Origin of the sequence: Pseudoalteromonas sp. SWYJZ19, from assembly GCF_015864375.1 — a bacterium.
GTDB lineage: Bacteria > Pseudomonadota > Gammaproteobacteria > Enterobacterales > Alteromonadaceae > Pseudoalteromonas > Pseudoalteromonas arctica.
In genome coordinates this window covers 58100-81191 of sequence record NZ_JADYXI010000003.1, presented here as the reverse complement: position 1 = coordinate 81191, position 23092 = coordinate 58100, and the positions used below count along the sequence as shown (strand labels likewise).

At 39.9% G+C, this 23092-nt stretch carries 18 protein-coding genes; 13 read left to right on the top strand and 5 right to left on the bottom strand.

Features of this window, described 5'->3' with window-relative positions; genetic code table 11:
• Positions 1 to 91: 91 nt before the first annotated feature.
• Together I6F45_RS04085 and I6F45_RS04080 are read right to left on the bottom strand one after the other, a co-directional pair.
• Entirely contained in the window at positions 92 to 481 is a 390-nt protein-coding gene (locus I6F45_RS04085) for a hypothetical protein (RefSeq protein WP_007587227.1), read from the bottom strand.
• Positions 478 to 783: a hypothetical protein gene (locus I6F45_RS04080; protein WP_024594103.1), complete on the bottom strand. Its 306-nt coding sequence runs from the start codon at positions 781 to 783 to the stop codon at positions 478 to 480. The genes I6F45_RS04085 and I6F45_RS04080 overlap by 4 nt, the downstream gene beginning before the upstream one ends.
• A 273-nt stretch (positions 784 to 1056) precedes the next feature.
• On the opposite strand from I6F45_RS04080, the gene I6F45_RS04075 reads away from it, so the two are divergent.
• On the top strand, positions 1057 to 1476 hold the full coding sequence (locus I6F45_RS04075; protein ID WP_007587216.1) for a VOC family protein: 420 nt from the start codon (positions 1057 to 1059) through the stop codon (positions 1474 to 1476).
• A gap of 193 nt (positions 1477 to 1669) precedes the next feature.
• Positions 1670 to 2470 (top strand): hypothetical protein, encoded by an 801-nt coding sequence (locus I6F45_RS04070; RefSeq protein ID WP_231609608.1) that lies wholly within the window; start codon positions 1670 to 1672, stop codon positions 2468 to 2470.
• A gap of 41 nt (positions 2471 to 2511) precedes the next feature.
• On the opposite strand, the gene I6F45_RS04065 is transcribed toward I6F45_RS04070, so the two are convergent.
• Positions 2512 to 3396 (bottom strand): AraC family transcriptional regulator, encoded by an 885-nt coding sequence (locus I6F45_RS04065; protein WP_024589735.1) that lies wholly within the window; start codon positions 3394 to 3396, stop codon positions 2512 to 2514.
• A gap of 184 nt (positions 3397 to 3580) precedes the next feature.
• On the opposite strand from I6F45_RS04065, the gene I6F45_RS04060 reads away from it, so the two are divergent.
• On the top strand, positions 3581 to 4726 hold the full coding sequence (locus I6F45_RS04060; RefSeq protein WP_165741855.1) for an iron-containing alcohol dehydrogenase: 1146 nt from the start codon (positions 3581 to 3583) through the stop codon (positions 4724 to 4726).
• A 216-nt stretch (positions 4727 to 4942) separates the two neighbouring features.
• Entirely contained in the window at positions 4943 to 5389 is a 447-nt protein-coding gene (locus I6F45_RS04055; protein ID WP_165742341.1) for a DoxX family protein, read from the top strand.
• Positions 5390 to 5450: 61 nt separating this feature from the next.
• Here I6F45_RS04055 and I6F45_RS04050 read toward each other — a convergent pair whose 3' ends face one another.
• A complete protein-coding gene (locus tag I6F45_RS04050; RefSeq protein WP_197159730.1) occupies positions 5451 to 8537 on the bottom strand; it encodes a beta-galactosidase in 3087 nt (1028 codons plus the stop codon).
• A 112-nt stretch (positions 8538 to 8649) separates the two neighbouring features.
• Here I6F45_RS04050 and I6F45_RS04045 point away from each other — a divergent pair, with 112 nt between their 5' ends.
• From I6F45_RS04045 to I6F45_RS04025, 5 genes are all read left to right on the top strand, one after another.
• On the top strand, positions 8650 to 9468 hold the full coding sequence (locus I6F45_RS04045; RefSeq protein ID WP_165740917.1) for an AraC family transcriptional regulator: 819 nt from the start codon (positions 8650 to 8652) through the stop codon (positions 9466 to 9468).
• An 80-nt stretch (positions 9469 to 9548) separates the two neighbouring features.
• Positions 9549 to 9869 carry a hypothetical protein gene (locus tag I6F45_RS04040; RefSeq protein WP_008135125.1) on the top strand — a complete coding sequence of 107 codons (321 nt, stop codon included), beginning with the start codon at positions 9549 to 9551 and terminating at the stop codon, positions 9867 to 9869.
• Between the two features lie 149 nt (positions 9870 to 10018).
• Entirely contained in the window at positions 10019 to 11272 is a 1254-nt protein-coding gene (locus I6F45_RS04035; RefSeq protein ID WP_165740916.1) for a TolC family protein, read from the top strand.
• Positions 11269 to 12516, top strand: coding sequence for an efflux RND transporter periplasmic adaptor subunit (locus I6F45_RS04030; RefSeq protein ID WP_197119218.1), 1248 nt, complete (start codon positions 11269 to 11271; stop codon positions 12514 to 12516). Before I6F45_RS04035 ends, I6F45_RS04030 begins: the two co-directional genes overlap by 4 nt.
• An 8-nt stretch (positions 12517 to 12524) precedes the next feature.
• The gene (locus tag I6F45_RS04025; protein WP_197119217.1) at positions 12525 to 15671 is read left to right on the top strand and encodes an efflux RND transporter permease subunit; all 3147 of its coding nucleotides are present in this window, start codon (positions 12525 to 12527) and stop codon (positions 15669 to 15671) included.
• A gap of 86 nt (positions 15672 to 15757) precedes the next feature.
• Here the strand turns inward: I6F45_RS04025 and I6F45_RS04020 are convergent, their stop codons facing one another.
• Positions 15758 to 16993 (bottom strand): TMEM143 family protein, encoded by a 1236-nt coding sequence (locus I6F45_RS04020; RefSeq protein ID WP_010554605.1) that lies wholly within the window; start codon positions 16991 to 16993, stop codon positions 15758 to 15760.
• 195 nt (positions 16994 to 17188) lie between these two features.
• On the opposite strand from I6F45_RS04020, the gene I6F45_RS04015 reads away from it, so the two are divergent.
• The 4 genes from I6F45_RS04015 to I6F45_RS04000 all read left to right on the top strand — a co-directional run bounded on the left by I6F45_RS04015 (position 17189) and on the right by I6F45_RS04000 (position 23074).
• Positions 17189 to 17773 carry a YqaA family protein gene (locus I6F45_RS04015; protein ID WP_010554604.1) on the top strand — a complete coding sequence of 195 codons (585 nt, stop codon included), beginning with the start codon at positions 17189 to 17191 and terminating at the stop codon, positions 17771 to 17773.
• Positions 17774 to 17870: 97 nt separating this feature from the next.
• Entirely contained in the window at positions 17871 to 18776 is a 906-nt protein-coding gene (locus I6F45_RS04010; protein WP_197142074.1) for a GGDEF domain-containing protein, read from the top strand.
• Between the two features lie 164 nt (positions 18777 to 18940).
• Entirely contained in the window at positions 18941 to 20302 is a 1362-nt protein-coding gene (locus tag I6F45_RS04005) for a hypothetical protein (RefSeq protein ID WP_165727296.1), read from the top strand.
• Between the two features lie 126 nt (positions 20303 to 20428).
• Positions 20429 to 23074 (top strand): DUF2339 domain-containing protein, encoded by a 2646-nt coding sequence (locus I6F45_RS04000; protein WP_197159728.1) that lies wholly within the window; start codon positions 20429 to 20431, stop codon positions 23072 to 23074.
• The last annotated feature ends 18 nt before the right edge of the window (positions 23075 to 23092 follow it).

Sequence of the window (23092 nt, the reverse complement as noted above, 5' to 3'; positions counted from 1 at the left end):
AGGAACAGGCTAAAACATGAATATTTTACACTCTAATTTTTAAATATATTAAAGTTAATGTCAGGATAAAAATCAGCCTAGTTTCCACTTTTTATTGAACTGGTGGCGGTTTTTTACTTCTTGGGGCACCTAATAAAATACAAGTATGGCAAATACATACAGATAAAAATGCACTAATACCTAATGCACCGCCATAGCCGTCAAGTTTTGGTACAAGAAATTCAAATAAGATTGAAAATAAAATAGATGAGCTTGCTACAGTATAAATACCAAATCGATGTGGGGCGCTCATACCTATAAATGTGCCGCCAAAAAATACAATTGCGTATAAATCGGGGTTCAAATTTAAAGCGCTAAAAATTAAATAAGCAATAATAGAAAGTGAAGACGACGCTCTAACCCCGTCAAAGCGACTATGCTTAGCTAAATAAAATGTTAAAAAAGCCCCAAGCAGTACAAGTAATGGATATTCAATACTCATAATACAATTCCTTTGGCTAATACAAAAAGTGCCACGCTTGCAAAAGCTACGCTGCCAAGCTTGCCACCAAAACCTGTAAACATATTCATAGTAAGCACATACAAACTTGAGCCAATAAGCGAAATAATAGCAATTTCCCAGTAACTGGTAATTAAATGAGTTGAACACATACCTGCAAAGCTACCAGCATAAATTGCAGCATACGGATGGTTTTTATAAAGTGCAGGAAAAGGAATAAACGAGCCAATAAGCCCCGTTAGCGCAGCAGAAATCACTAAAGGTAATGCAAAAGTAGTGTGCATAGCAAAGCAAGCTACAAAGCCTAAAAAGAAAGTGATGAATTTTAAAAATAAGAATTTAATCATAGCGGCGCATTTTAAACTAATCCTTTTGCGCTTTCTAATACTCTCTAACAAATAAATGTTATAAGTAATTACAAACTTTAAAAACGTGTTTTTTAAACGGATTTTAGGTATTAAATATGCTTAATAGTGCCGCTGTTAATGTTCTATAAATCACAAGTTATGTATAATGGCGATAATTTAATGTATTAAAGTGTTAACCAAGGGTTATTTATGTCTAACTGTTTACATCTGGCTATTCCGGCTGGCGATTTAAAAGTGGCTAAAGCGTTTTATTGTGACGTACTAGGCTGTAAAACGGGTAACAGTGAAGAAGGTCGCTGGGTAGATATAGATTTTTGGGGTAATGAACTTACCTTGCACCAGAGTGTTGAGCGCTTACCAACAGTTCGCCATGATGTAGATATGGGAGCTGTGGCAGTACCTCACTTTGGGATTCACCTATCTGAAGATGAATTTAACGGGTTAAAAATACGTATTGAAGATGCGGGTATTGAATACTTAGATAAACCATATCGCCGATTTATTGGTGATGAGTTTGAGCAAGAAACGTTTTTTATTGAAGATCCAAATGGCAATGTGCTTGAAATGAAAACCATGGTAAATCCAGAGGTTTTATTTAAAAAAGTATAAATGCTGTTGTTTAAGTTAAGCTAAAAAACCACTTTAATAAGTGGTTTTTTTATAACTATTAATCAGTGTTTTGATAAATTAGTTAATATTTACAGGTAAAAAAAATTACGCTACATACATGATTTTTATTCACTCTACAATGTAGGTATAGACACGTAGACTTAATTTCAATTCTCATACTTTATTGTTATTTATGCTGCTTAAACTCATAATTGCACCTTTGCTTATTTTACTAATAACATTCGCCCAAAAACGCTTTGGTAGTTTTGTTAGCGGCATAATTCCTGGCTTGCCTATTACCTCTGGGCCTATTTCTTATTTTATAGCATTAGAGCAAGGTAAATTATTTGCAGCTAACTCAGCGGTGGCCTCTCTTTATGGTATGAGCGGTATAGGCTTATTTTGTTTTAGTTACTTGGTTGTATCACGAAGATTTGGAATGCTTAAATCGCTTTTTACAGCGTTGAGTATTTGGTGCGTATTTAGCGTTATTACTTTATTTTTACCAGTGAATATTATTGTGGCGAGTGTGGTTTCGCTTTGTATTTTACTCGGTTTAACTATTATCTCTACAAAGCTAAATATATCAGTTGATGCAAAACCATTAAATGCCCGCTGGGAGCTTCCGGTAAAAATGATATTAGTGACGAGCTTTATCGTGCTTGTTACGTTTATATCGCAGCATATAGGGTCTGCATGGAGCCGGTTAATATCTACCTTTCCGGTTATTTTAGCGGTAATGGGCAGTGTTGCCCATTTTAGTGACAAACAAGCCTCAACGTTTAAAATTCTTAATGGCGGTATTATTGGTTCATTAGGTGGGTGTGTATTTTTTGCGGTGATTGCGTTTATGTTAAAACATAACTTTATGATTTGGCAGGTGAACGCAACAGCTGCCATTTTCTCAACGTTATTTACTATTATTTTTAGCCAACTTATTAATCGCCAATTTACTAAGCAAGCTTTGCTAAACACCAAAAAAAGCAGTGCTTAAGATTGACTCTCTCGGTTAATTTACATCTCTAAAACCATTACCTAGTTATGTAGTTGAATTAACATTTCACTGGGGGTTTTATTAAAGTGGCGTTTAAATTCGCGGCTAAATTGCGATGGACTGGTATAGCCAACCTTTAATGCGGCTTCGTTGGCTTTGCTTCCACTACTGGTTATAAGCTCTTTAGCCTTAGCTAAGCGTACTTTTTTTAAATACTGCAAAGGTGACTCAAATGTTACTTGCCTAAAAGCACGATGGAACGACGATACGCTCATGTTTACATCTTCAGCCAACCCCTCAACTGTAATTTGATTGGCATAACTACTGTGCATAGTTGAGAGCGTACGGGCGATACGCGCATAATGCCCATCATGCATAGCAAGCCCTATTAAAGTATGTCCTTGTGGACCACAAAGTACACGATATACCAATTCTTTTACTATATCTTCGCCAAAAACATCAGCCTCAATAGGGTTATTAAGCACGCTAAGTAAACGGTGGGTTACTTGCTCCATTGCGCCATCTATTTTAGCCGATTGAACCCCACTCATTTGCCCAGTGGTGAATGGCTTATGTGTACCAATTTGGTTTACTAATTTATGTAACATTACCGGGTTTATATCTATAACAATCCCCATAACAGGCAGGTTGTTATCGGTAAAAGCTTCGCATTCAAGTGGCACAGGTACACCTAAAACAAGGTAGTCGCCTTCACCATATTTTATTTGATGATCAGGAAAATGAATTATCTTATGTCCTTGCCCAACAATAATAATACCTGAGTTATATATAAGTGGTTGGCGCGGCGAGCTTTTACTTGCACGATGAAAGTACACACCTGGAATAATGGTTTCCATGTTGCCTTCAAAGTTAAGTAAATTATTGTGCTCTGCAAATTTTTGCATCATGTTGGCTATTGAGGACATTAAAACTTCTACTATCGTACGAATTTTGCGTAAAATATCAATCTTGACAGTTTTAGGCAAGCTTTTGCGAGTTATTGGGCTTTTTTTATGTTTGTTTTGCCACTAATATGCACTCATTGAAGTTTAGCTTAGTTAGTAACTAAGCATTATATTTAGTATTTAACCGTCACCTAGGAGCAAAATAATGAAATTTAGCTACGTAAACCCAACACTTATCCAGTTCGGCCAAGAACAAATTGCCTCACTAACTGATTTGATCGCAAAGGATCAAAAAGTACTTGTAGTGTACGGCGGCGGTTCAATTAAAAAGAACGGCGTGTACGACCAAGTTGCAGCAGCACTTGAAGGCTTTGACTGGGTTGAGTTTTCGGGCGTTGGCGCTAACCCAACAATTGAAGTGTTAGATCAAGCAGTAAAAATTTGTAAAGAACAAGATATAGACTTTGTACTAGGTGTAGGCGGCGGTTCAGTAATCGACGGCGTTAAATACATTGCAGCATCTGCCGTTTACGATGGCGAAGGTTGGGATATTCCTACTGGTAAGCATAAAGTAACTAGCGCATTACCCATTGGGGCAGTACTTACGCTTCCAGCTACAGGTTCTGAGTCTAACCAAGGTTCTGTTGTGAGCAAAGCTGCGACTAAACAAAAACTTCCGTTTATGTCTCCTGCGGTACAACCTAAGTTTGCGATTATGGACCCTGATGTAATGAAAACATTACCACAGCGCCAACTTGTAAATGGTTTAGTAGATGCATGGGTTCATACGTGTGAGCAGTACCTAACATTCCCTGAAACAGCATTGGTTCAAGAAGGTTACGCAGAGGCGCTTTTAAGAACGCTTAAAACATTAGGCGATAACTTTGAAAACCAAGACGATGCATGGCGCGCAAACCTTATGTGGGCAGCAAACCAAGCACTTAATGGTTTAATTGGTTCTGGTGTATCGCAAGATTGGGCTACGCACATGATTGGCCACGAGCTTACAGCCGCTTACGGTGTTGACCATGCACGCTCACTTGCTATTGTTCAGCCTTCTTTACTGCGCAACCAATTTGCAGTTAAAAAAGCAAAACTAGAGCAAATGGGTAAAAACGTATTTGGTCTTGAGCAATCTGACGACTTAGCTGAGAAAACAATTTTAGCAATTGAAGCGTTTTACCACAGCCTTGACGTAGCGACCCAGCTTACTGAACATGGCGATGATAAAGCCGCTGCTATTGACAATATTATTGGCAAACTTGAAGCACACGGCATGCTAGCACTTGGTGAAAACCAAGCTATTACGCTTAAAGAAAGCCGCGAAATTTTAGAGCAAGCAGTTGCTTAATTTTCAAAGCTAAGCGCTTACTTAAATATACTAAGTTTTAGCGTTAATAAAAACCGCCAACCTTTAGGTTGGCGGTTTTTTTATGGTTGATTATAAATACTGCGTTGCTAATTAACCAATAAAGTCTGTATTAATGTTTTTGAATGATGATAGTAAACTGTGCTCAACGGTTAGAAAAAATCTAACGATTAAATAAATTAAAACAGGACTAAACTCATGAAATTACTAAACACATTACTTAGCTCAAAAGCAGGCGTAGCAGCATTAATTTTACGAGTACCAGTTGGCCTTATTTTAGCGGCGCATGGTGCACAAAAACTATTTGCTTGGTTTGGCGGTTACGGGCTTGAAGGTACAGGTCAATGGATGGCAAGTATTGGTTTAGAGCCTGGCTATTGGTTAGCAATGATGGCAGGTAGCGCTGAGTTTTTTGGTGGCATTGCATTAGCAATTGGTTTGTTAACTCGCCCAGCTGCTGTAGTTGCCGGCTTTACTATGCTGATTGCTATTTTTAGCGTACATATTAGTAATGGCTTATTTATGGCAAATAATGGCTATGAATACGCATTAACGTTACTTGTAGTAACTATAGTTTTAGCAATTCAAGGAGCGGGAAGCTTTTCGCTTGATAACGTATTAGCTAAAAAACTAGCTAATAAATAGAGTTTATTAATTGAAGAATAGCGGCCAATTTGGCCGCTATTTTTGTAGGTTAACTACTAAATTATTTAGCTGAAAAAGTTAAAGAATAACTGTACTGCTTTTGCTCAAGTAAATACTCTTTATGAGTACTAGGGCTCCATGAATCATCGCCACCTACACCCATATGTTGATGATCAATGTGTACATGTACGCAATCATCAGCAATTAGTTCGTTAGTGTGTTTTGCTTGCGTTAGCGTACTTTGCGAATACTCGCTGGCTGCAAACAAAAACGCGCCAGTCACGGTTAAGTTATTAATACTCAGCAATTGGCAATCGCTACGCAGGCCATTATCAGTTGGGAATATATACGGTGTATGTAGCTCATTTAAGCTCAAGCTGTAATAACCTAAACGTGCTGCGGCTTTGCGATCTGGGTAGTTTTCAAAAGGCCCTAAACCTAGCCAGTTTATTTTTGTATCGCTTTGCTTGTTAAGCGTTGTACTTAGCCCTATACGCGGCATTGGTGGCAGAGTATCGTTTAAGTGCACTTCAACATTTAAGCTAATATTACCAGTATTATTGAGGGTATATAACCACTGTGTTTGAGCCTGTAGCACGCCATTAAACTCGTAATTAAATACACAAGTAATACGTATATCAACGCTTGATTGCACTGCGTGAATTGAGCTACATGTGCGCTGCCATTGCCCTATACCTGCACGCAACCAACGAGCTTCCCATGCATTAGGATCTAGGTTGTCTACTTCGCTTACACCAATGTCGTTATCAAGTGGGGCGCGATAAAAGTTATCAACCAATGGGCTATTAATAACCTGAGTATCGTTTTGTAACCACTGCTCTATAAGCCCTGATTGCTTGCTAAAAACAAGTTTAAATTTATCGTTTTCAATACTTAGTTGAGAGTCGGTTTCGCTAACACTTATAGCGTTTTGCTCAGATGATGATACAAATAACTTACTGCTTAAATTGTTACTATTTATAAGCTTAAACTGCTCTGAATCCATAACGTGATTAGCGTTTGCAAAGTGTGAGTCGTTAACTAATGCTACATCTAAATTAAGGTAATATTGCGCACCTTGCTCAAACGCTGTTTTAGTTTTAATAGTTAACGTGTGCGTACTTTGCGGAGCAATATTAAGTACATGCTCGCCTTGCTCAACACAGATGCCATTTTGCATTAACTGCCAAATAAGCTTTTCGTTATCGGTATGTCTAAATACGTAATCGCTAAATACATCAATGGTGTATTGGTTTTGATTTTGCTCACGCAGTGTAAATTGTAAATGTTGCTGGCTGTATTTAGCTTCAAACAGGCTAGGGTGCGGCGTGCGGTCTGGGAACAATAAGCCATTTATACAAAATTGACGGTCATTTAGTTCATCACCAAAGTCGCCGCCGTAAGCCCAATAATGCTTGCCGTTTTCGTCTGTTTTAGATAAACCTTGGTCTACCCAATCCCAAATAAAGCCGCCTTGTAGGCGTGGGTATTCTCTAAATGCTTGCCAGTAATCGTCAAAGCTACCTAGGCTGTTACCCATAGCGTGGGCGTATTCACATAAAATAAGCGGGCGAGTTTCACCTGGTAGGCTTAGCCACTTTTTAATAGAGTATTTAGGTACCGCATCGTCTTTAATATCGGTATCTACACGGGCGTACATTGGGCAAATAATGTCGGTAGCCGTTGTATTTGCGCCGCCGCCTTCGTATTGCACTGGGCGAGAGGGGTCAAAGCTTTTTGACCAGCCGTACATAGCATCATGATTTGCGCCGTGTCCGCATTCGTTGCCCAATGACCAAATAATAATTGAGGCGTGGTTTTTATCGCGCTCAACCATTTGCGTATAACGCGACATAAATGCACCAGCCCACTGCGGATCGCTCGCTAAACGCCCCATAGGAAACATGCCATGGGTTTCTATATTTGCTTCATCAACTACGTATAAACCTAGCTCGTCACACAGTTCGTAAAAACGAGGGTGGTTAGGGTAGTGAGCAGTACGCACGGCATTAAAGTTATTTTGCTTCATCAGCTTAATATCTTCAATCATATCGGCGGTAGTAACTGTATGGCCGTTTTCTGGGTGGTGTTCGTGGCGGTTAACACCGCGAATGAGTAGCGGTTTGCCGTTTAAGCAAAGCTGCCCGTTAAGCATTTCTACTTTTCTAAAGCCAATGTTATAAGCTTCAACGTCGATGGTATTGCCTTGCTCATCAAGCAGACTCACAACGCAGCGGTATAAGTATGGGGTTTCGGCGGTCCATTTTTTAGGGCTTTGTATATCAATTGTTTGAAATACAACATCGCTCCAACCACCTTTTTCATCAACACGTTTATTGTTAGTACTTTGAATTTGCGGCTCACATAGCGCCTGTTCGCCATCAAAAACTTGCACTGCTATTTGATAGTTATTTGGCGCATTAATCGCCGTTTTTATATGTAGCGTTGCATCGCGATAGCAAGCGTCTAAATTGGGGGTTATAAACACATCACGTATTTGATTTTGTGGTTTTGTAAGTAAGTTAACATCGCGAAAAATACCGCTTAGCCACCACATGTCCTGATCTTCTAAATAACTGCCATCGCTCCAACGAATAACCATAACGGCAATAAGGTTAGTGCCTGCAACTAACAGTTCGCTTAAATCAAACTCGCTCGGTAAGCGGCTATCTTGTGAATAACCCACCCATTGTCCGTTACACCACAGGTGAAACGCCGAGTTAACGCCTTCAAAAATAATATGATTACGCTGAGTTAGCTGACTTTCGTTTATATTAAATTCAGTGCGGTAACAGCCTGTAGGGTTATCGCTTGGTACAAAAGGCGGGTTAACTGCAAATGGGTACTTAACATTACAGTAAATAGGTTTATCAAAGCCGTGTAATTGCCAGTTAGAAGGCACTGTAATACTTTGCCAGTTGCTGTTTAGTGTTTCACTTAGCAACGATTCATCAACCGCTTCGGGTTTATCAAATAATTTAAAGTCCCACTGACCGTTTAAACTTTGTTTTTGCGATTGCGTGTTAGTACGGGCATGGTCAACGCTTTTAAATCCATTGAGTGGGCTGTGCGCTTTTACTTGATTAACTTGTACTGAAATTGGGTTTTCCCAATCTCGGCGATTAATTATGTGCTGTAAAGAGGTCATGTTTATCCTATTGCATAAGCGGGCAATTATAATGCGCTAAATATAGCTAAAAATAATCGCAGGGGTTATGCTTAAAGCTCTCCTTTATTTGTCCAAAACTATCATTTTAATTATGCGCTATAACATTAAAGACATACTTGATATTGGTCCGCGTTGTATAGAACGCTTTATTGATTCACAAACGCTCGCGCAAATGCCAAACCTTGAAATAGCACTTGCGGGTTGCTCAAACCTATCGGGTCGTTATTGCGTAGCACGCTCAGCACCGCTAGAACATACACTTTTTTATACGCTTGCAGGGCAGGGTAATTTAACAACACAAAATGAGCAGTACACACTTAATGCCAATACACTTATTGTGCTACCAGCAAAGCAAAGCTTTGAAGTGAAAATTGATGCTGAACATTGGGATGTTATTTGGTTAAACCTTGCAAATACTAAACGTTGGCAGCATTTAAACTTAGCGCAAGCATTGGTATTAACCGAGCAAAAACTTGAACCGTTACACCTTGCTATGGAGCTTTTATACAGCGAGCCCAATGCTAATTTACGCGAAAGCGTAACGCCTATTTTAAGTCATTACTTAAATGCTACGCTGCAAAATAATTCACAGGGTGCGGCGCATAATCGTTTAATTAGTCTGTTTGAAGAGGTAGATAAGCGCTTGCAGTTTGATTGGACAATAGAGGTAATGTGCGAACATGTGCATTACTCATCGCCGCATTTGCATCGTTTATGCCAAGCGCAATTTGGTAAAAGTCCAATACAACAACTTATTTATTTACGCATTGAACGGGCTAAAAACTTATTGTTAAACACGGCTTGGCCAATTTCGCATGTGGCAAGTTATGTGGGGTACTCTAATATTTTTAATTTTTCCAAACGTTTTAAGAAGTCGGTAGGTGTGTCGCCAAGCGAATTTAGAAAATAACGTTAGCGGCTCTCTACATTTGAATAAATTTAAGGTATTGTGCGATTTCTTAAATTGCATTTTAGAGTTTTAGGTAGGTAATGCGCTCAAACCGTTTTTTAATAGTGATATTATTAGTGCTTGTACACAGCTTTATTAGCTGTGATGGTGCTGCGTATCATTTGCAAGAAGACGTTGATCACGTAACCAGTTCGTTATCGCAAGGCGACTCCACAGCCGATGATAACCAAAGCGATAAAACATCAACTACCGAGATTCATGCCCACCAACATTGCCATTGTGGCTACAACAGCACCTCTAGCCATTCAATAAGCCCAGAGCAAAGTAAAGCAACTTCGCCTGCGTGCTATAACGGGTTAAATTACCCGCCAGATGTACCGCCACCAAATTTTTATAGCTAGCTTTTAATTTTAAATACTTTGTAAAAACGGCCTGCGCTTGTGCGCTATTAGGCTAGTTATTTACATATTTAGGTTGCTTGATCGCGCTTGTTTTTAAAATAGGCGTAGTGATTAAGTTAACTCTGTTTGTTAAAAAACGGACACGCTATATGAATAAAAAACCAATTATGCTGGTGGCGCTAATGTGCGCGCTACCTGCTTTTAGTACTTTGGCGAATGTTAAAACATTAACCCTTAAGCAGGCACTGAGTAATACCGAACAACAAAATCTGGTATTAAAACGCTACCCTTATCATCAAAAAATATTGAGTGCGCTTAAATCTCAAGCTGCACTTTCGCCTAATCCTGAGCTGAGTTTTGAAGCTGAAAACTTTTTAGGAACCCATGGCTCCCATGCGTTTTCGGGGGCGCAGTACACGCTGGCTTTAAGCCAATTAATAGAGCTGGGCGATAAGCGCCAAAGCCGTATTAATTACGCAACCGCCAATATTAAAGCCCAAGCAATACAGTATCAAAATACCCGTTTAGCGTTATTGGCAACCACTGCTGAGCGATACTATCAAGGGCTTAAATTTCAAACATTATTAAGTTTAAATAGTGAACGTAAACAGGTAGTTACCCAGGCGCTTAAAGCGATTGAACAAAGAGCCAATGCGGGTGCTGCGTCGCAAGCTGATGTAACGCGCATGCGTTATGCACTTAGCCAAGTAGAGCTTGATAAAGCCATGCTTAATAGTGAATTTGAGCGAGCAAGTTTATCGCTTAACGAGCTGTGGAGTGAGGAGCAACCCTACGATACTTTTGCTGGCAATATTAATGTAATTACTGCGCTTAAATCAGCACAAGCACTTTTAGATGCGGTTAACCAAGCTCCTGAATTTGCATTATTACAGCAGCAATATTTACAGCAAACAGCCAACTTAACACTACAAAAAGCAAACGGACAAACCGATATTAACGTAGGGGGAGGCGTGCGCTATAACCAGCAAAATGACTCCAGCTCGTTAGTGTTTTCGTTTTCTATGCCACTGCAATTAAGCAATTCTAATAGCGGCAATATTGCAGCTGCAAATAGTCAGCTCATGCTTTTAAATGAGCAGCAAGGGCAATTGCGCATCCAGCTACGCCAGCAAGTACGTACTTTGTACGCTTATTATCAAGGTCGAGCTAATCAGGCAAAGCTATTATCTGATCAAATTATTCCTCAGGCACAAACATTGATTGAGCAAAGCTTAAAAAGTTATCAACGCGGACAAATTTCGGTGTTGCAATTGCTTGATGCTCAACAAGCACTTTTTGATTCTAAACGCACACTTATTACAACTCACGCAGAGCTGTACCAAGTGCTACTTACTCTTGAGCGTTTAACAGGCCAATCTTTAATTGAGACTCATCAATCATGAATAAAAATATAATCGCATTACTAGTATCACTTTCGTTTGCCAGCAGCTTTGTAAGCACAGGTGTATTTGCCTCTGCTGAGCATGGCGAGTCAGGTCATAAAGAAACAGAGCAACACGAGCAAAAGCAAGGTCCACACGGCGGCTTTTTATTAACTGATCCTAAATTAACCCTTGAGCTTAAATTGCAAGAATTTGCAGGTAATGTTGAGCTGCGCGTATACGGCTATAAGCAAAATCAGCCGATTAATATAAACGACTTAAACATAACAATGAGTTTAAAGCGCTTAGTTGAAGCCCCGCAAAATATACAGTTTACAGCTGAGGGCGACTATCTTGTGAGCACGCAATCAATTAACGAACCGCATTCGTTTGCACTTACCGTTACTGCTAATTACAACAGTGAGAGCATTAGCTATGAGTACGATCAACACGAAGGGCAAACCACGTTAACAGAGCGAGCTATTGAGCGCGCAGGCATTAAAACCGAGATAGCGCAAAGTGGTGAAGTAGATATTACCGATACGCTTTTTGGTGTTATTGCTCCAACACAACACGGCACGGTAGAAGTAATGGCGCCGTATGCCGGATTGATCAGTGATATTTTTGTAAGCATTGGTCAAAACGTTAAAAAAGGCGAAGTACTTGCCAATGTAACCAACCGCGAAACACTGCAAAATTACCCCATTAAAAGCCCAATTAGCGGCGTTGTAACCGAGCAATACTTAAAGCGTGGCGAGCTTGCAAGCACCAGCGCACTTATGCAGGTAGTTAACCTTGATAAAGTATGGGTTGAGTTATCGGCTTTTCCTGAAAACATTGAAAAACTCGCCATTGGTCAAAGCGCTAAAGTGTACGACTTGCATCACCATTTAAATACGCAAGGAAAAGTGTTTTTTATAGCCCCAATGATGACTGGCGGGCACATAGCGCGCGCCCGTATAGAGCTTAATAATCCAGACGGGCATTGGCGCCCAGGCATGCATATAAATAGCGATGTAAGTGTGGCTAAAATAAATGCCAGCGTGCGTGTAAAGCCACGAGCAATTCAAGAGTTTAACGGTCAACCCAGTGTGTTTGTTCGTAAAAACAATGTATTTGAAGTGCGCCCCGTTACCTTAGGTGCAAAAAATAGCGAGTGGGTAGAAGTACTTACAGGCTTAAACGCAGGTAGCGAATACGTAACAGACAATAGTTATGTCATTAAAGCCGATATTTTAAAAAGCGGCGCAAGCCACGCTCACTAGGAGGCACCATGATTAATTGGATAGTTTCTTTTGCGGTTAAACGCCGCATGCTGGTGCTTGCGCTTACATTTTTATTTGCTGGATTTGGTGTATACAACATTCAAAATTTAGCGGTAGACGCAGTACCCGATATAACTAACGTACAAGTGCAAATTAATACCAAAGCGCAGGGCTTTACGCCATTAGAGGTAGAGCAGCGCATTACCTATTTGGTAGAAACCGCCATGGCGGGCATACCTAAGCTTGACTACACCCGTTCGCTTTCGCGTTATGGGCTTTCACAAGTAACGGTTATTTTTAATGAAGGCACCGATATTTATTGGGCGCGTCAGCAAATTGGTGAGCGTATTCAAAGTATTCGCTCCGACTTACCTAATAACGTAGAGCCAAACTTGGGTCCTATTGCCAGTGGTTTAGGCGAAATATTTACTTATAGTGTGCACGCCGCGCCTAATGCGTTAAAAGAAGATGGCACTGCTTACAACGCCGAAGACTTACGTACTTTACAAGATTGGGTTATTCGTCCGCAGCTTTTAAAAGTAAAAGGCGTAACCGAAATAAACAGCCAAGGTGGTTTTGAGCGCCAATACCAAGTAGCGCCAGTGCCCGAAAAACTCATTGCCTATAAGCTTACTATTAGCGATGTAATTAGTGCACTTGAGGTTAATAACAGTAACCGAGGCGCAGGCTATATTGAGCGCTTTGACGGGCAATATTTAGTACGCTCGCCTGGGCAGCTTAAAACGCTAGAAGACATAGCCAATACCGTTATAGCTAAGCGCGACGATGCACCTGTACGCATTAAAGATGTGGCTAACGTGCTTTTAGGCAAAGAGCTTAGAACCGGCGCGGCCACTTATAACGGCGAAGAAACCGTGCTCGGCACCGCCATGATGCTAATTGGCGAAAACAGCCGCATAGTGGCAAAAGCCATGGCTGATAAGTTAGTTGATGTGCAAAAAAGCTTACCCGCTGGCGTTATTGTTGAGGCAGTTTACGACCGTACAACTCTTGTTGATAAAACCATAGCAACCGTGCAAACCAACTTATTTGAAGGTGCCGTTTTAGTGATAGTTATTTTGCTATTACTGCTGGGTAATGTAACGGGCGCGCTTATTACGGCAATGGTTATTCCGTTAAGTATGTTGTTTGCCGTTACAGGTATGGTGGGTAATCGCGTATCGGGTAACCTAATGAGCCTAGGTGCAATCGACTTTGGTTTAATTGTTGATGGCGCTGTAATTGTAGTTGAAAACTGCCTGCGCCAATTAGGTATGGCTCAGCATAAACATGGCAGGCTACTTACCTTAAACGAGCGTTTAAATGTAGTGACCGCAGCCACCAAAGAAGTATTTACACCGGCTGTATTTGGCATTGTTATTATTATGCTGGTTTACTTACCTTTATTTGCACTAAGCGGCGTTGAAGGCAAAATGTTTCAGCCAATGGCATTTACTGTAGTTGCGGCGTTAATTGGCGCGCTTATATTTGGCGTTACCTTTGTACCCGCTGCTATTGCAGTGTTTGTTCGCGGTAAGGTTGATGAAACCGAAAACGCAGTCATGCGCGGCGTTAAAAAAGTGTATAAGCCATTACTTGGTATATCGCTTAAATTACCGTGGCTGATGGTGGGTATTGCCACTGCATTAGTATTAGTGCTTGGTTTTAAAGTTAAAAACATGGGCGCAGAATTTTTACCGAAACTTGATGAGGGGGATATTGCTATGCACGCGCTGCGCATTACTGGCACCGGTATTGAGCAATCTGTGCAAATGCAAAAAGAGCTTGAGCAAGCCATATTAGATCAGCCTGAGGTTGCTAACGTATTTTCAAAAATTGGTACTGCCGATGTAGCAAGCGATCCTATGCCGCCCAATGTTGCCGATACTTTTTTAATACTTAAACCGCAAGAAGAGTGGCCTAATCCAGCACTTACTAAAGCAGAATTGGTTCAGCAAATTCGTACCCGTGTTAACGATGTCCCTGGTAATAATTACGAATTTACACAACCAATAGAAATGCGCTTTAATGAGTTAATTGCTGGCGTGCGCGCCGATGTGGCACTGCGTATTTATGGTGACGACTTAAGCGTACTTAAAGAGTTTGGCGAAAAAGCCACAGGGCTAATGCGTAATATTGCAGGTGCTACCGATGTACGTTTGGAGCAAATGGAAGGATTGCCAACACTTTCGGTAACACCAATGCGCGACCATATGGCGTTATTGGGTTTAAGCGTAAACGATATTCAACAGACACTTGCCGCCGCTGTTGGTGGTGTGCAAACCGGACTAATTTACGAAGGCGATAAACGTTTTTCGTTATTAGTACGCCTTGATAAACGTTGGTCTAGCGATGTATCAGCACTTGCTCGTTTGCCAGTTGCTTTACCTAAAGATAGTAACCCAGAACTTGCGTTTGTACCGCTTGGCGAAGTGGCAACAATTAGCATTGAAAAAGGGCCTAATCAAATAAACCGCGAAAGCGGTAAACGTAACGTAGTGGTAACTGCCAATGTGGAAGGGCGCGATTTAGCAAGCTTTGTAAGTGATGCGCAAGCAAGCATGAATGAATCACTTAACTTACCAAGTGGCTATTGGCTTGAATACGGCGGCACGTTTGAGCAGCTACAATCAGCAAGTAAGCGATTGTCGTTGGTTGTGCCGGTCACTTTACTGCTTATATTTGGCTTACTGTATAGCGCCTTTGGATCGCTTCGTGATTCATTGATTATATTTAGTGGTGTGCCACTGGCATTAACGGGTGGTGTGCTTGCGTTATTGCTGCGCGATATGCCGCTTTCAATATCAGCGGGTGTCGGCTTTATTGCCCTAAGTGGTGTCGCGGTATTAAACGGCGTAGTTATGCTGTCGTTTATAAAGCAGTTACGAAGCGATGGTTTAAGTTTGTTTGATGCAATTCACAGCGGTGCATTACAGCGCTTGCGCCCAGTACTGATGACGGCGCTGGTGGCAAGTTTAGGCTTTATACCTATGGCGCTTAATTCGGGAACGGGTTCTGAAATGCAAAAACCTCTCGCGACAGTAGTGGTTGGCGGGATTATTTCATCAACTTTACTGACACTGTTAATATTGCCTGCGCTTTATAAGTTAGTACATTCTAAATTTACTAAAAAAGCAGAAGCTGAATTAGCTTAAATACTAGCTACTGATAATGTAATAAAAAAAGCAGCTGTACTTACAGCTGCTTTTTTATTTGGGTATTATTTAGCAAAAATACTACATTAATTATATTGAAAAAGATTATCCCAACGCTCATCTAATATCGTTTTTGCGTGTTCTAAATTGATTGCGCTATACACATCACTAGTGCACGTTACCAAACGCATACGTACCAGCTTTTCAAGTGCGTCGCTAATTTCAAAATCAAGATCGCACTGGTATTTGCTTTTAAACCAATGCTCTATTTGTTCATCAAGCGTTTGGGCGGTTAAGCCGCTTTCTGATTTTAGTAAAAAGGTATACGCAAGCAGGGCTTCTTTTATGTCTTCTTCTTCGGCAGCGTCAATAAGCGTGTGAAAAACACCCGCGTTATTATCAAGGTTTTTAAAGTAGAGGTTATCGCTAAGCGCTTTCATAAATTTAATTTTACGGTTTTTAAACTTACTCCATTCTTTAAAAATAAAGCTGCCAAATACTCCCATGCCAATAGCAAAGGTAATAAAATGTTGTTGGGTCATTTCTACAGCTTCACTTCTAAAACCACCCCAAAAAGCAAACAGAGCAAGCAATAATACGATTGATGCGCCAAGTTTAGTTATAAGTACCACTGCACCGCCAACTAAAGCCGATGAGCCAATAATTGCTTTATCAATAGGGCGCATGCGTACTTCGCTATTAGGAAATAGCATTTCGAGATCGGCCTTTGGCACATTTTGAAACAGCTTTACTATGGTTGAGCTTGGCTCAAATCCCATTGGCGTTTTATTTTTAGCTTCAAAATAAGCGCTGTCTTTAAAGCGAATAAACACGGCAACACGGTCGTAATTAGTAAAGTGCAGCGGTTTTTTACGAAGGCCCCAAAAGCTGGTAATGGTTTCAGTGAGTTGCGACTCGCCACGGCGATAAAAAACCACTTCTTCAAAGTCGTCAAATTCAACTTCAAGGCGCACCTTAAATAGTGACTCTTCGTTTAATGCATCTTGTAAGTCTTCATTGGTGATCACTTCAAAATTAGCGGCATTAAGCACCTTAGCAAAATCTTTAGCAAACTCATGTTGGCACTGCGCTTTTTGATCCGCCGATACTGGCGCTAACGATCGCGTGTCACTGTTGGGATCAAAAGGGGCGTAGTTGTTTTTAAGTGACTCAAGTGTTGAGTGATAATCGTAATGAATAAGGCTTGCTAGTAAATCGCAAAATTGTTTAAACGATGTTTTTTGTGTACTGCTTTTAAGCTCTTCGCTACACATATCAACAATATCTTGCTTTCTAAAGGGAATAAAACGCGCACTTTGCATAAATTAATAACTACTGTGATAGGGAATCTAACTGCATGGGCACATAATAAAATATTCTTATGGATATTACTAATTTGTTAATGCAGTAGGGCGTGATAAATTTAGTACTGTGTTTTCAGCGTGTATTAACCTAAATATGTAATTATTAGCTCATTGAATACTCTTGTTCTTACTGATAAGTGAAAAGGATTTACTATGGCCATTCAAAAAAAGCTAAAAGAAAAAACGCGTAATTTTATTGACTCTAAGCATATGCTTAGCGGTATTACTGTGGCATCATTTTTAGAGTCAACCATAGTTCCTATTCCACTCGAAGCTGTATTAGTACCACTAATGCAAGCTCGTCGTGAAAAGCTATGGCTTATTGCGCTAATGGCTACTTTAGGCTGCATAGTGGGCGCATTGTTTGGTTATGCGTTGGGTTATTATTTATTTGATGCGGTTGGCGATTGGATTATTAATACGTTTTCGAGCCCTGAGCAATTTGAAAACGTTAAACAGCAAATGCAAGATCAAGGTTTTTGGTTTGTAATAACACTAGGCATAGTGCCTATTCCGTTTCAAATAGCGATGCTTGCAGCTGGCGCGACTAAGTACTCTATTTGGCTGTTTTTGTTGGCCTCGGGTATTGCGCGTTCTATTCGTTACTTTGGTCTGGCTATTATTGTTTATTATGCAGGTAATGAAGCTGAGCGAATCATTAGTAAACATAAAACTAAGGCAATGGTTTTAATAACCTTACTTGTGTTAGGAGTTTGGGGATTAAGTTTGGTGATTTAAGCTCATTATTAAAGGTTATTAACCAGCTTATTCTAATAAGCCTTTTTGGTAATGTGCTATAGTTTTTTAATATAGTATCGAAAAGCTTAGGGTTAATATGATTGAAACTGTAAAACTCACTATCAGGCTTTCTAATTTTTTTAAAATGAGCTGGAAAAATAAAACTGTAAGCCTATTTTTATTAGCTTATATTGTTATTTTTTCAGCCTACTCCCTAACTAACTTTCCTCCTTTACAAGTTCAAAATAATGTTTACGGTTTTACTACCGATTTTATTAATTTAATTGTTCTTATTTTTTTATTTTGGATGGTTCAGTGCTCCAAACTTTCAAAGCTTGCATATACATTTTCGACTCTCGGATTAATGCTTTGGTCCATGGGTAATACAGCTGATTTAATCGATGAGATAGTGAGACAGCCTTACTGGGTAAGTATTTATTTTGAAGATTTATGCAGAACCAGCGGCATGCTTTTAACTTCCTATGGTTTATTTAAAACGATGCGCTTTGTACAAAGTATTAATAATCGATTAGCGCGTGAGCTAATTATTGATGATTTAACCAAGGTACATAACAGACGTTATTTTTATCAGCACGCTAAAGATGCTCAGAACTCGCCTTACGTTATTTTAATTATCGATATAGACCACTTTAAAGCTATTAATGACGAATTTGGTCACGATGTCGGTGATTTAGTACTTAAAGAATTAGCAACCAAATATGACAATGCTTTTGTACATAATAATAAATTTTCTCGCTTAGGTGGTGAGGAGTTTGGTGGCTACTTACCTATAAGCAACATGTTGCAAGCTTGTGATTTTTCACAGCAATTAATTACCATTGCGCATACTATTAATATTCAAAATATTCGCCACTTAACAGTGAGTATAGGTGTTGCAATGCAAATGCCTAATGAGCCTTTAGATAAAGTAATGAAACGCGCCGACCAAGCTTTATATTTAGCTAAAAAGAATGGTCGAGATCGTTTTGAAGTTGCCCCGTAAGCGTTTTTAATTATATAAAAACACGTCCTTATTGTTTGCACATTTACTACACTTTTTAACGTTTTCGTAAGGAAATGTCAGTGAGGGTAATGCTTTGTAAATCATGAAATTAAAATAGAATGTTTGGGTCATAATGGGGATATTAATAATAAGGAATAACCTTAATGACCAACTCCCTTTTAAAAGCTGCATTACCCTTAACTCTAATTACTGTTTTGTCGGGCTGTGGCTCTGATGATAGCTCAAGCTCAACAGGCTACATTCAAATGTATAATGGCTCGTATAACAGCCCATACACACGTCTATTTGTTGAAGAAACAGAACGTTCAGGCGCTGATTTTGCCGATGTAACTACTCGCCATAACTACAGCACAGGCACTTATGATGTAAGTTTTGAGTACCTAGATGCTAACGACAGCTATATAACAATTAGCGACCAAGAAATTTCTATTAAAGGTGACAAAACACAGTTAGTAGTAATGAGCGGCAATTTTGATGAGCCTACATTTACAGAGCTTAGCGTACCTATTACAAGCGATACGGGTGAGTTTAACTTAGGGTTTTATAATATTGCAGGGGAGGATACTAACTACGATATTTACTTAGCAACTGATGATGGCGTATTTGAAAGCGCGACACTTTTTTCATCGGCTCAATATTTAAGTGAGTTAGATCTGCAAAGCGTTGATGAAGGTTATTACACTATTTACATAACCGAAGCGGGCAGCAGTGATGTTGTGTACGAGTCGTCATCTGTTTATTTATACGACGAAGCAAGCTATGTAGCAATGATCCGCCCAAGTTACGCTACAGAAGAAGGCGGTATTACGCTTGATGTAGTAACCGATAACAACTACGTTACTGAGCTTAAACATCAATCTGCCCTGGGGCAATTACGTTTTATAAATACGGTTGATGACTACTCGCCAGTGAGCTTTTCTGCTACACGCGGTACAACTGTAAACACAACAAATATAGTCGCTAGTGACTCTTATACCGATTATGTTGAACTTTCGCCTAATAGTTACAGCGTAGCGATGTACGACGAAGAAGGTACAAAACTAGCTGATAACTTTTTAATGACGCTAGAGCGTGAGCAAAGTGCGGTGGGTATTTTTTATAACGACGTTGATAACGGTTTACGTATGTTGAGCGTTGAAGAAAACCTAACACCAAGTAGTTACAGCCATACGGTATCGGTTGTAAACCTAATTGAAAGCTACGCAGGGCAATCGGTTTCAGATGTAGATGTGTACTTTACACTTAACGGCGAAACGGTAGACGACACCAGTAACGTAGTCGATGGCCTAGATAAGTATGACCAAGAAGAGCAGGTTGTAGATAACGAAATTTACACGGTTTATGTTGTATATGAAGATAATGGCCAGCAAATTGTGCTTATTCAGCAAAGCGATATGGACTTTACACAAGAGGGTAACTACATATTGATTTTAGAGCATGATGAAACAACAAGCTCAGGTTATAAAATGACCCTAGAGCGCACTATTACCGATAGTGTTGAATAAATCTAAACATATTAAGTAGCATAAAGCCTAAGCACTTTAAGTACTTAGGCTTTTTTATTGAACAAAATTTACCTACTCATTAATAATTAGGTACACTCAGGGCATAATAATTAATAAGAGTGTGCCATGGATGATTTAGTTGGGTTAGCCGTCATAGTAATACTGGTTGTAGTTGCCGGTGCTATTTGCGGCTTAATAGCGCTAGTGCAGTTAAATGGATTAAAACAAGAAGTGGCTGTTTTAAGAGCCAAAATAACACATCTACAAACACATAAATCGATATCGCAAAGAGAACCTCAAAGTGAAGCATCTACGGCTCAGGCAGCGCTTTCAAGATCAGAGCCTATTGCTCATAAAGCACAGCCAAACTTAACGTCCCAAAACTTGTCGCCACCTGTAATAAATCAGCCATCAGCGCCTCCTAAAAAAGCCAAACCAGCTGAAGCATCAGCCATAGAATTACTATTTAATAAATTACGTGCAGGGTTTGAAGAGAACTGGATGACCTGGATAGGCGCAATAGCGCTTGCGTTTGGGGGCATATTTTTAGCTAAATATAGCCTAGAAGCGGGGTTACTATCGCCTGTAATGAGGCTGAGTTTAGGCGGCTTATTTGGGCTTGGCCTAATTGCAGCCGCGGCTTATTTACACCATAAACGCATTGTATTTGAAGGCTTTAATAATTACATACCCGCAGCGCTTGCAAGCGGCGGGTTTATTACCTGTTTTGCTTTAACGCTTTTAGCTTACAGTAGCTACGATATGCTTAGCTCTACCGTGGCATTTTTTGCACTGGCAGCTATTGCAATTAGCGCAAGTGCAATGGCGCTTAGGCTCGGCCCATTATTGGCTGTACTAGGTATTATTGGCGCTTATAGTGTACCAATATGGGTTAGCACTGGCAGTGGTAACTTGTTTGCATTATTTATGTATGTTGGCTTTGTAAGTTTGTCAGCCGCGTTAGTTGCACATAAAGTACAACGTATTTGGCTATGGTATTTACTATGGGCTGGGCACATTGGCTGGTATTTAGTTGGTTTTACGCTACTTAAAGTTAATACCGTTTGGTTAATGGGAACGTTTGCTCTACTGAGTATTATTGGGTTAATTGCTATACCGCGATTGGGCTTAAAATTGAATGTTATAGAGCACCGCCCACACAGTTTAAAACGCTTAATTAAAGTGCTTCCAGATCATGCATTATTACTCGCCTTTATAGCGCCCTTATTATTTACCATGCTAATAAGTCACTTTGATATGCAGTGGCAAACAATCGGTGTGTTGAGTATTGTACTAATGTTATTTTTAGTCCTTAAAAATAGCCGCTGGGATATTTGGCAAGCAGTAGCATTAGCAAGTGCAGCGCTATTGGTTATAAGTGCTGAGCGCACGCACCTTTCGCCAAACCTATTTGATGATGCGCTCTTTATATTCAAAAATGAATACGGTTTGGGTTTATTACTCGGATTGTTACTTACCACTTTTGGGCTTTATTACGGTAAAAAACAGATTAAGCGTTTAGCGTTTCATATTACGGGGGCATTTAGTGTATTTGTAATGATAGCGACTTTATATACGCTTATTCCTAATTCTGCGTTAAGTACTGCATATCCACTTTGGGCCGTTGTATTGTTTGTAGTGGCGGCTATTTTAATAAAGTGTGCGCAGCATAATACAACGCTTTTTCAGCGTTTTACCTACTGGGTAGGGGCTAATGCCAATATTACGTTAGCAATTACCATGCTACTAAGTGACAGCGGCTTAACCATTGCTCTTGCTGTGCAAGTGTTACTTATAAGCGTACTTATTAAGCGCTATAACGTGCCTATGCCGCATTGGCCTATAAAAGCCTTGGTTGCTGTGTTATTACTGCGCTTAACGCTTTCACCTTGGACGCCAAGTTACGATGCACTTACGGTATTTGGTTTGCATTGGAGTATTGTGGTTTATCCGTTATGTATCGCGTTATTTTTTGCCGCAGCTAAGTGCTTTGACTCATCAAAACTTAAAATATGGCTGGAAGGTGCAGCCCTTCATTGTTTAGCGCTTTTTATTACAACCGAAACAAGTTATCAGTTAGTAGGGCATTATCCGCAATTTGATTCACTTAACTTTTACGAACAAATACTCCTTACCTGTAACTGGCTGGCATTAGGGTGTGTGTATTTACACAGAGCAAAACTTGCCGGTACTTTAGCTAAGTTATACCAAGTGGCGGGCTTTGCACTTGTAGGGTTAGCAGGGCTTTTTGCTATTAAAACACTGCTTGACGACAACCCATTATTTGAATCACTTTACATAGGTGAGCTGCCAATATTTAACTGGTTATTACTATTGTGGTTAGTACCTGCAGGATTAACGCTTTGGCTGGCCAAGCTTGTAAAACCAATAAACGCTAAAGCTACGCCATTTATATTGGCCGTTGCAGGTGGGTTTATATTATTGGCAATAAACAGCTTTATTCGCCAATACTGGCAAGGGCCTTATATTTACTTATCAAAAGGGGCGAGCAATGCAGAGCTCTATAGCTACTCTATTATTTGGTTAGTATTGGGTGCGGGTACTGTTATTTTTGGTCATTTAAAAAATCAATTATTAATACAAAAAGTAGGCTTAGGCTTACTAGCTGCAGTTATTGTTAAAGTGTTTTTAATTGATATGGCTAACTTGGAGGGCTTACTTAAAGCGCTTTCGTTTATTGGATTAGGGCTTTCGTTGGTGGGGTTAAGTTGGTTGTTTCAAAAGCTTAGAAGCCGAGTAAATCCAGTTTAACTTTATGAATACTTTATA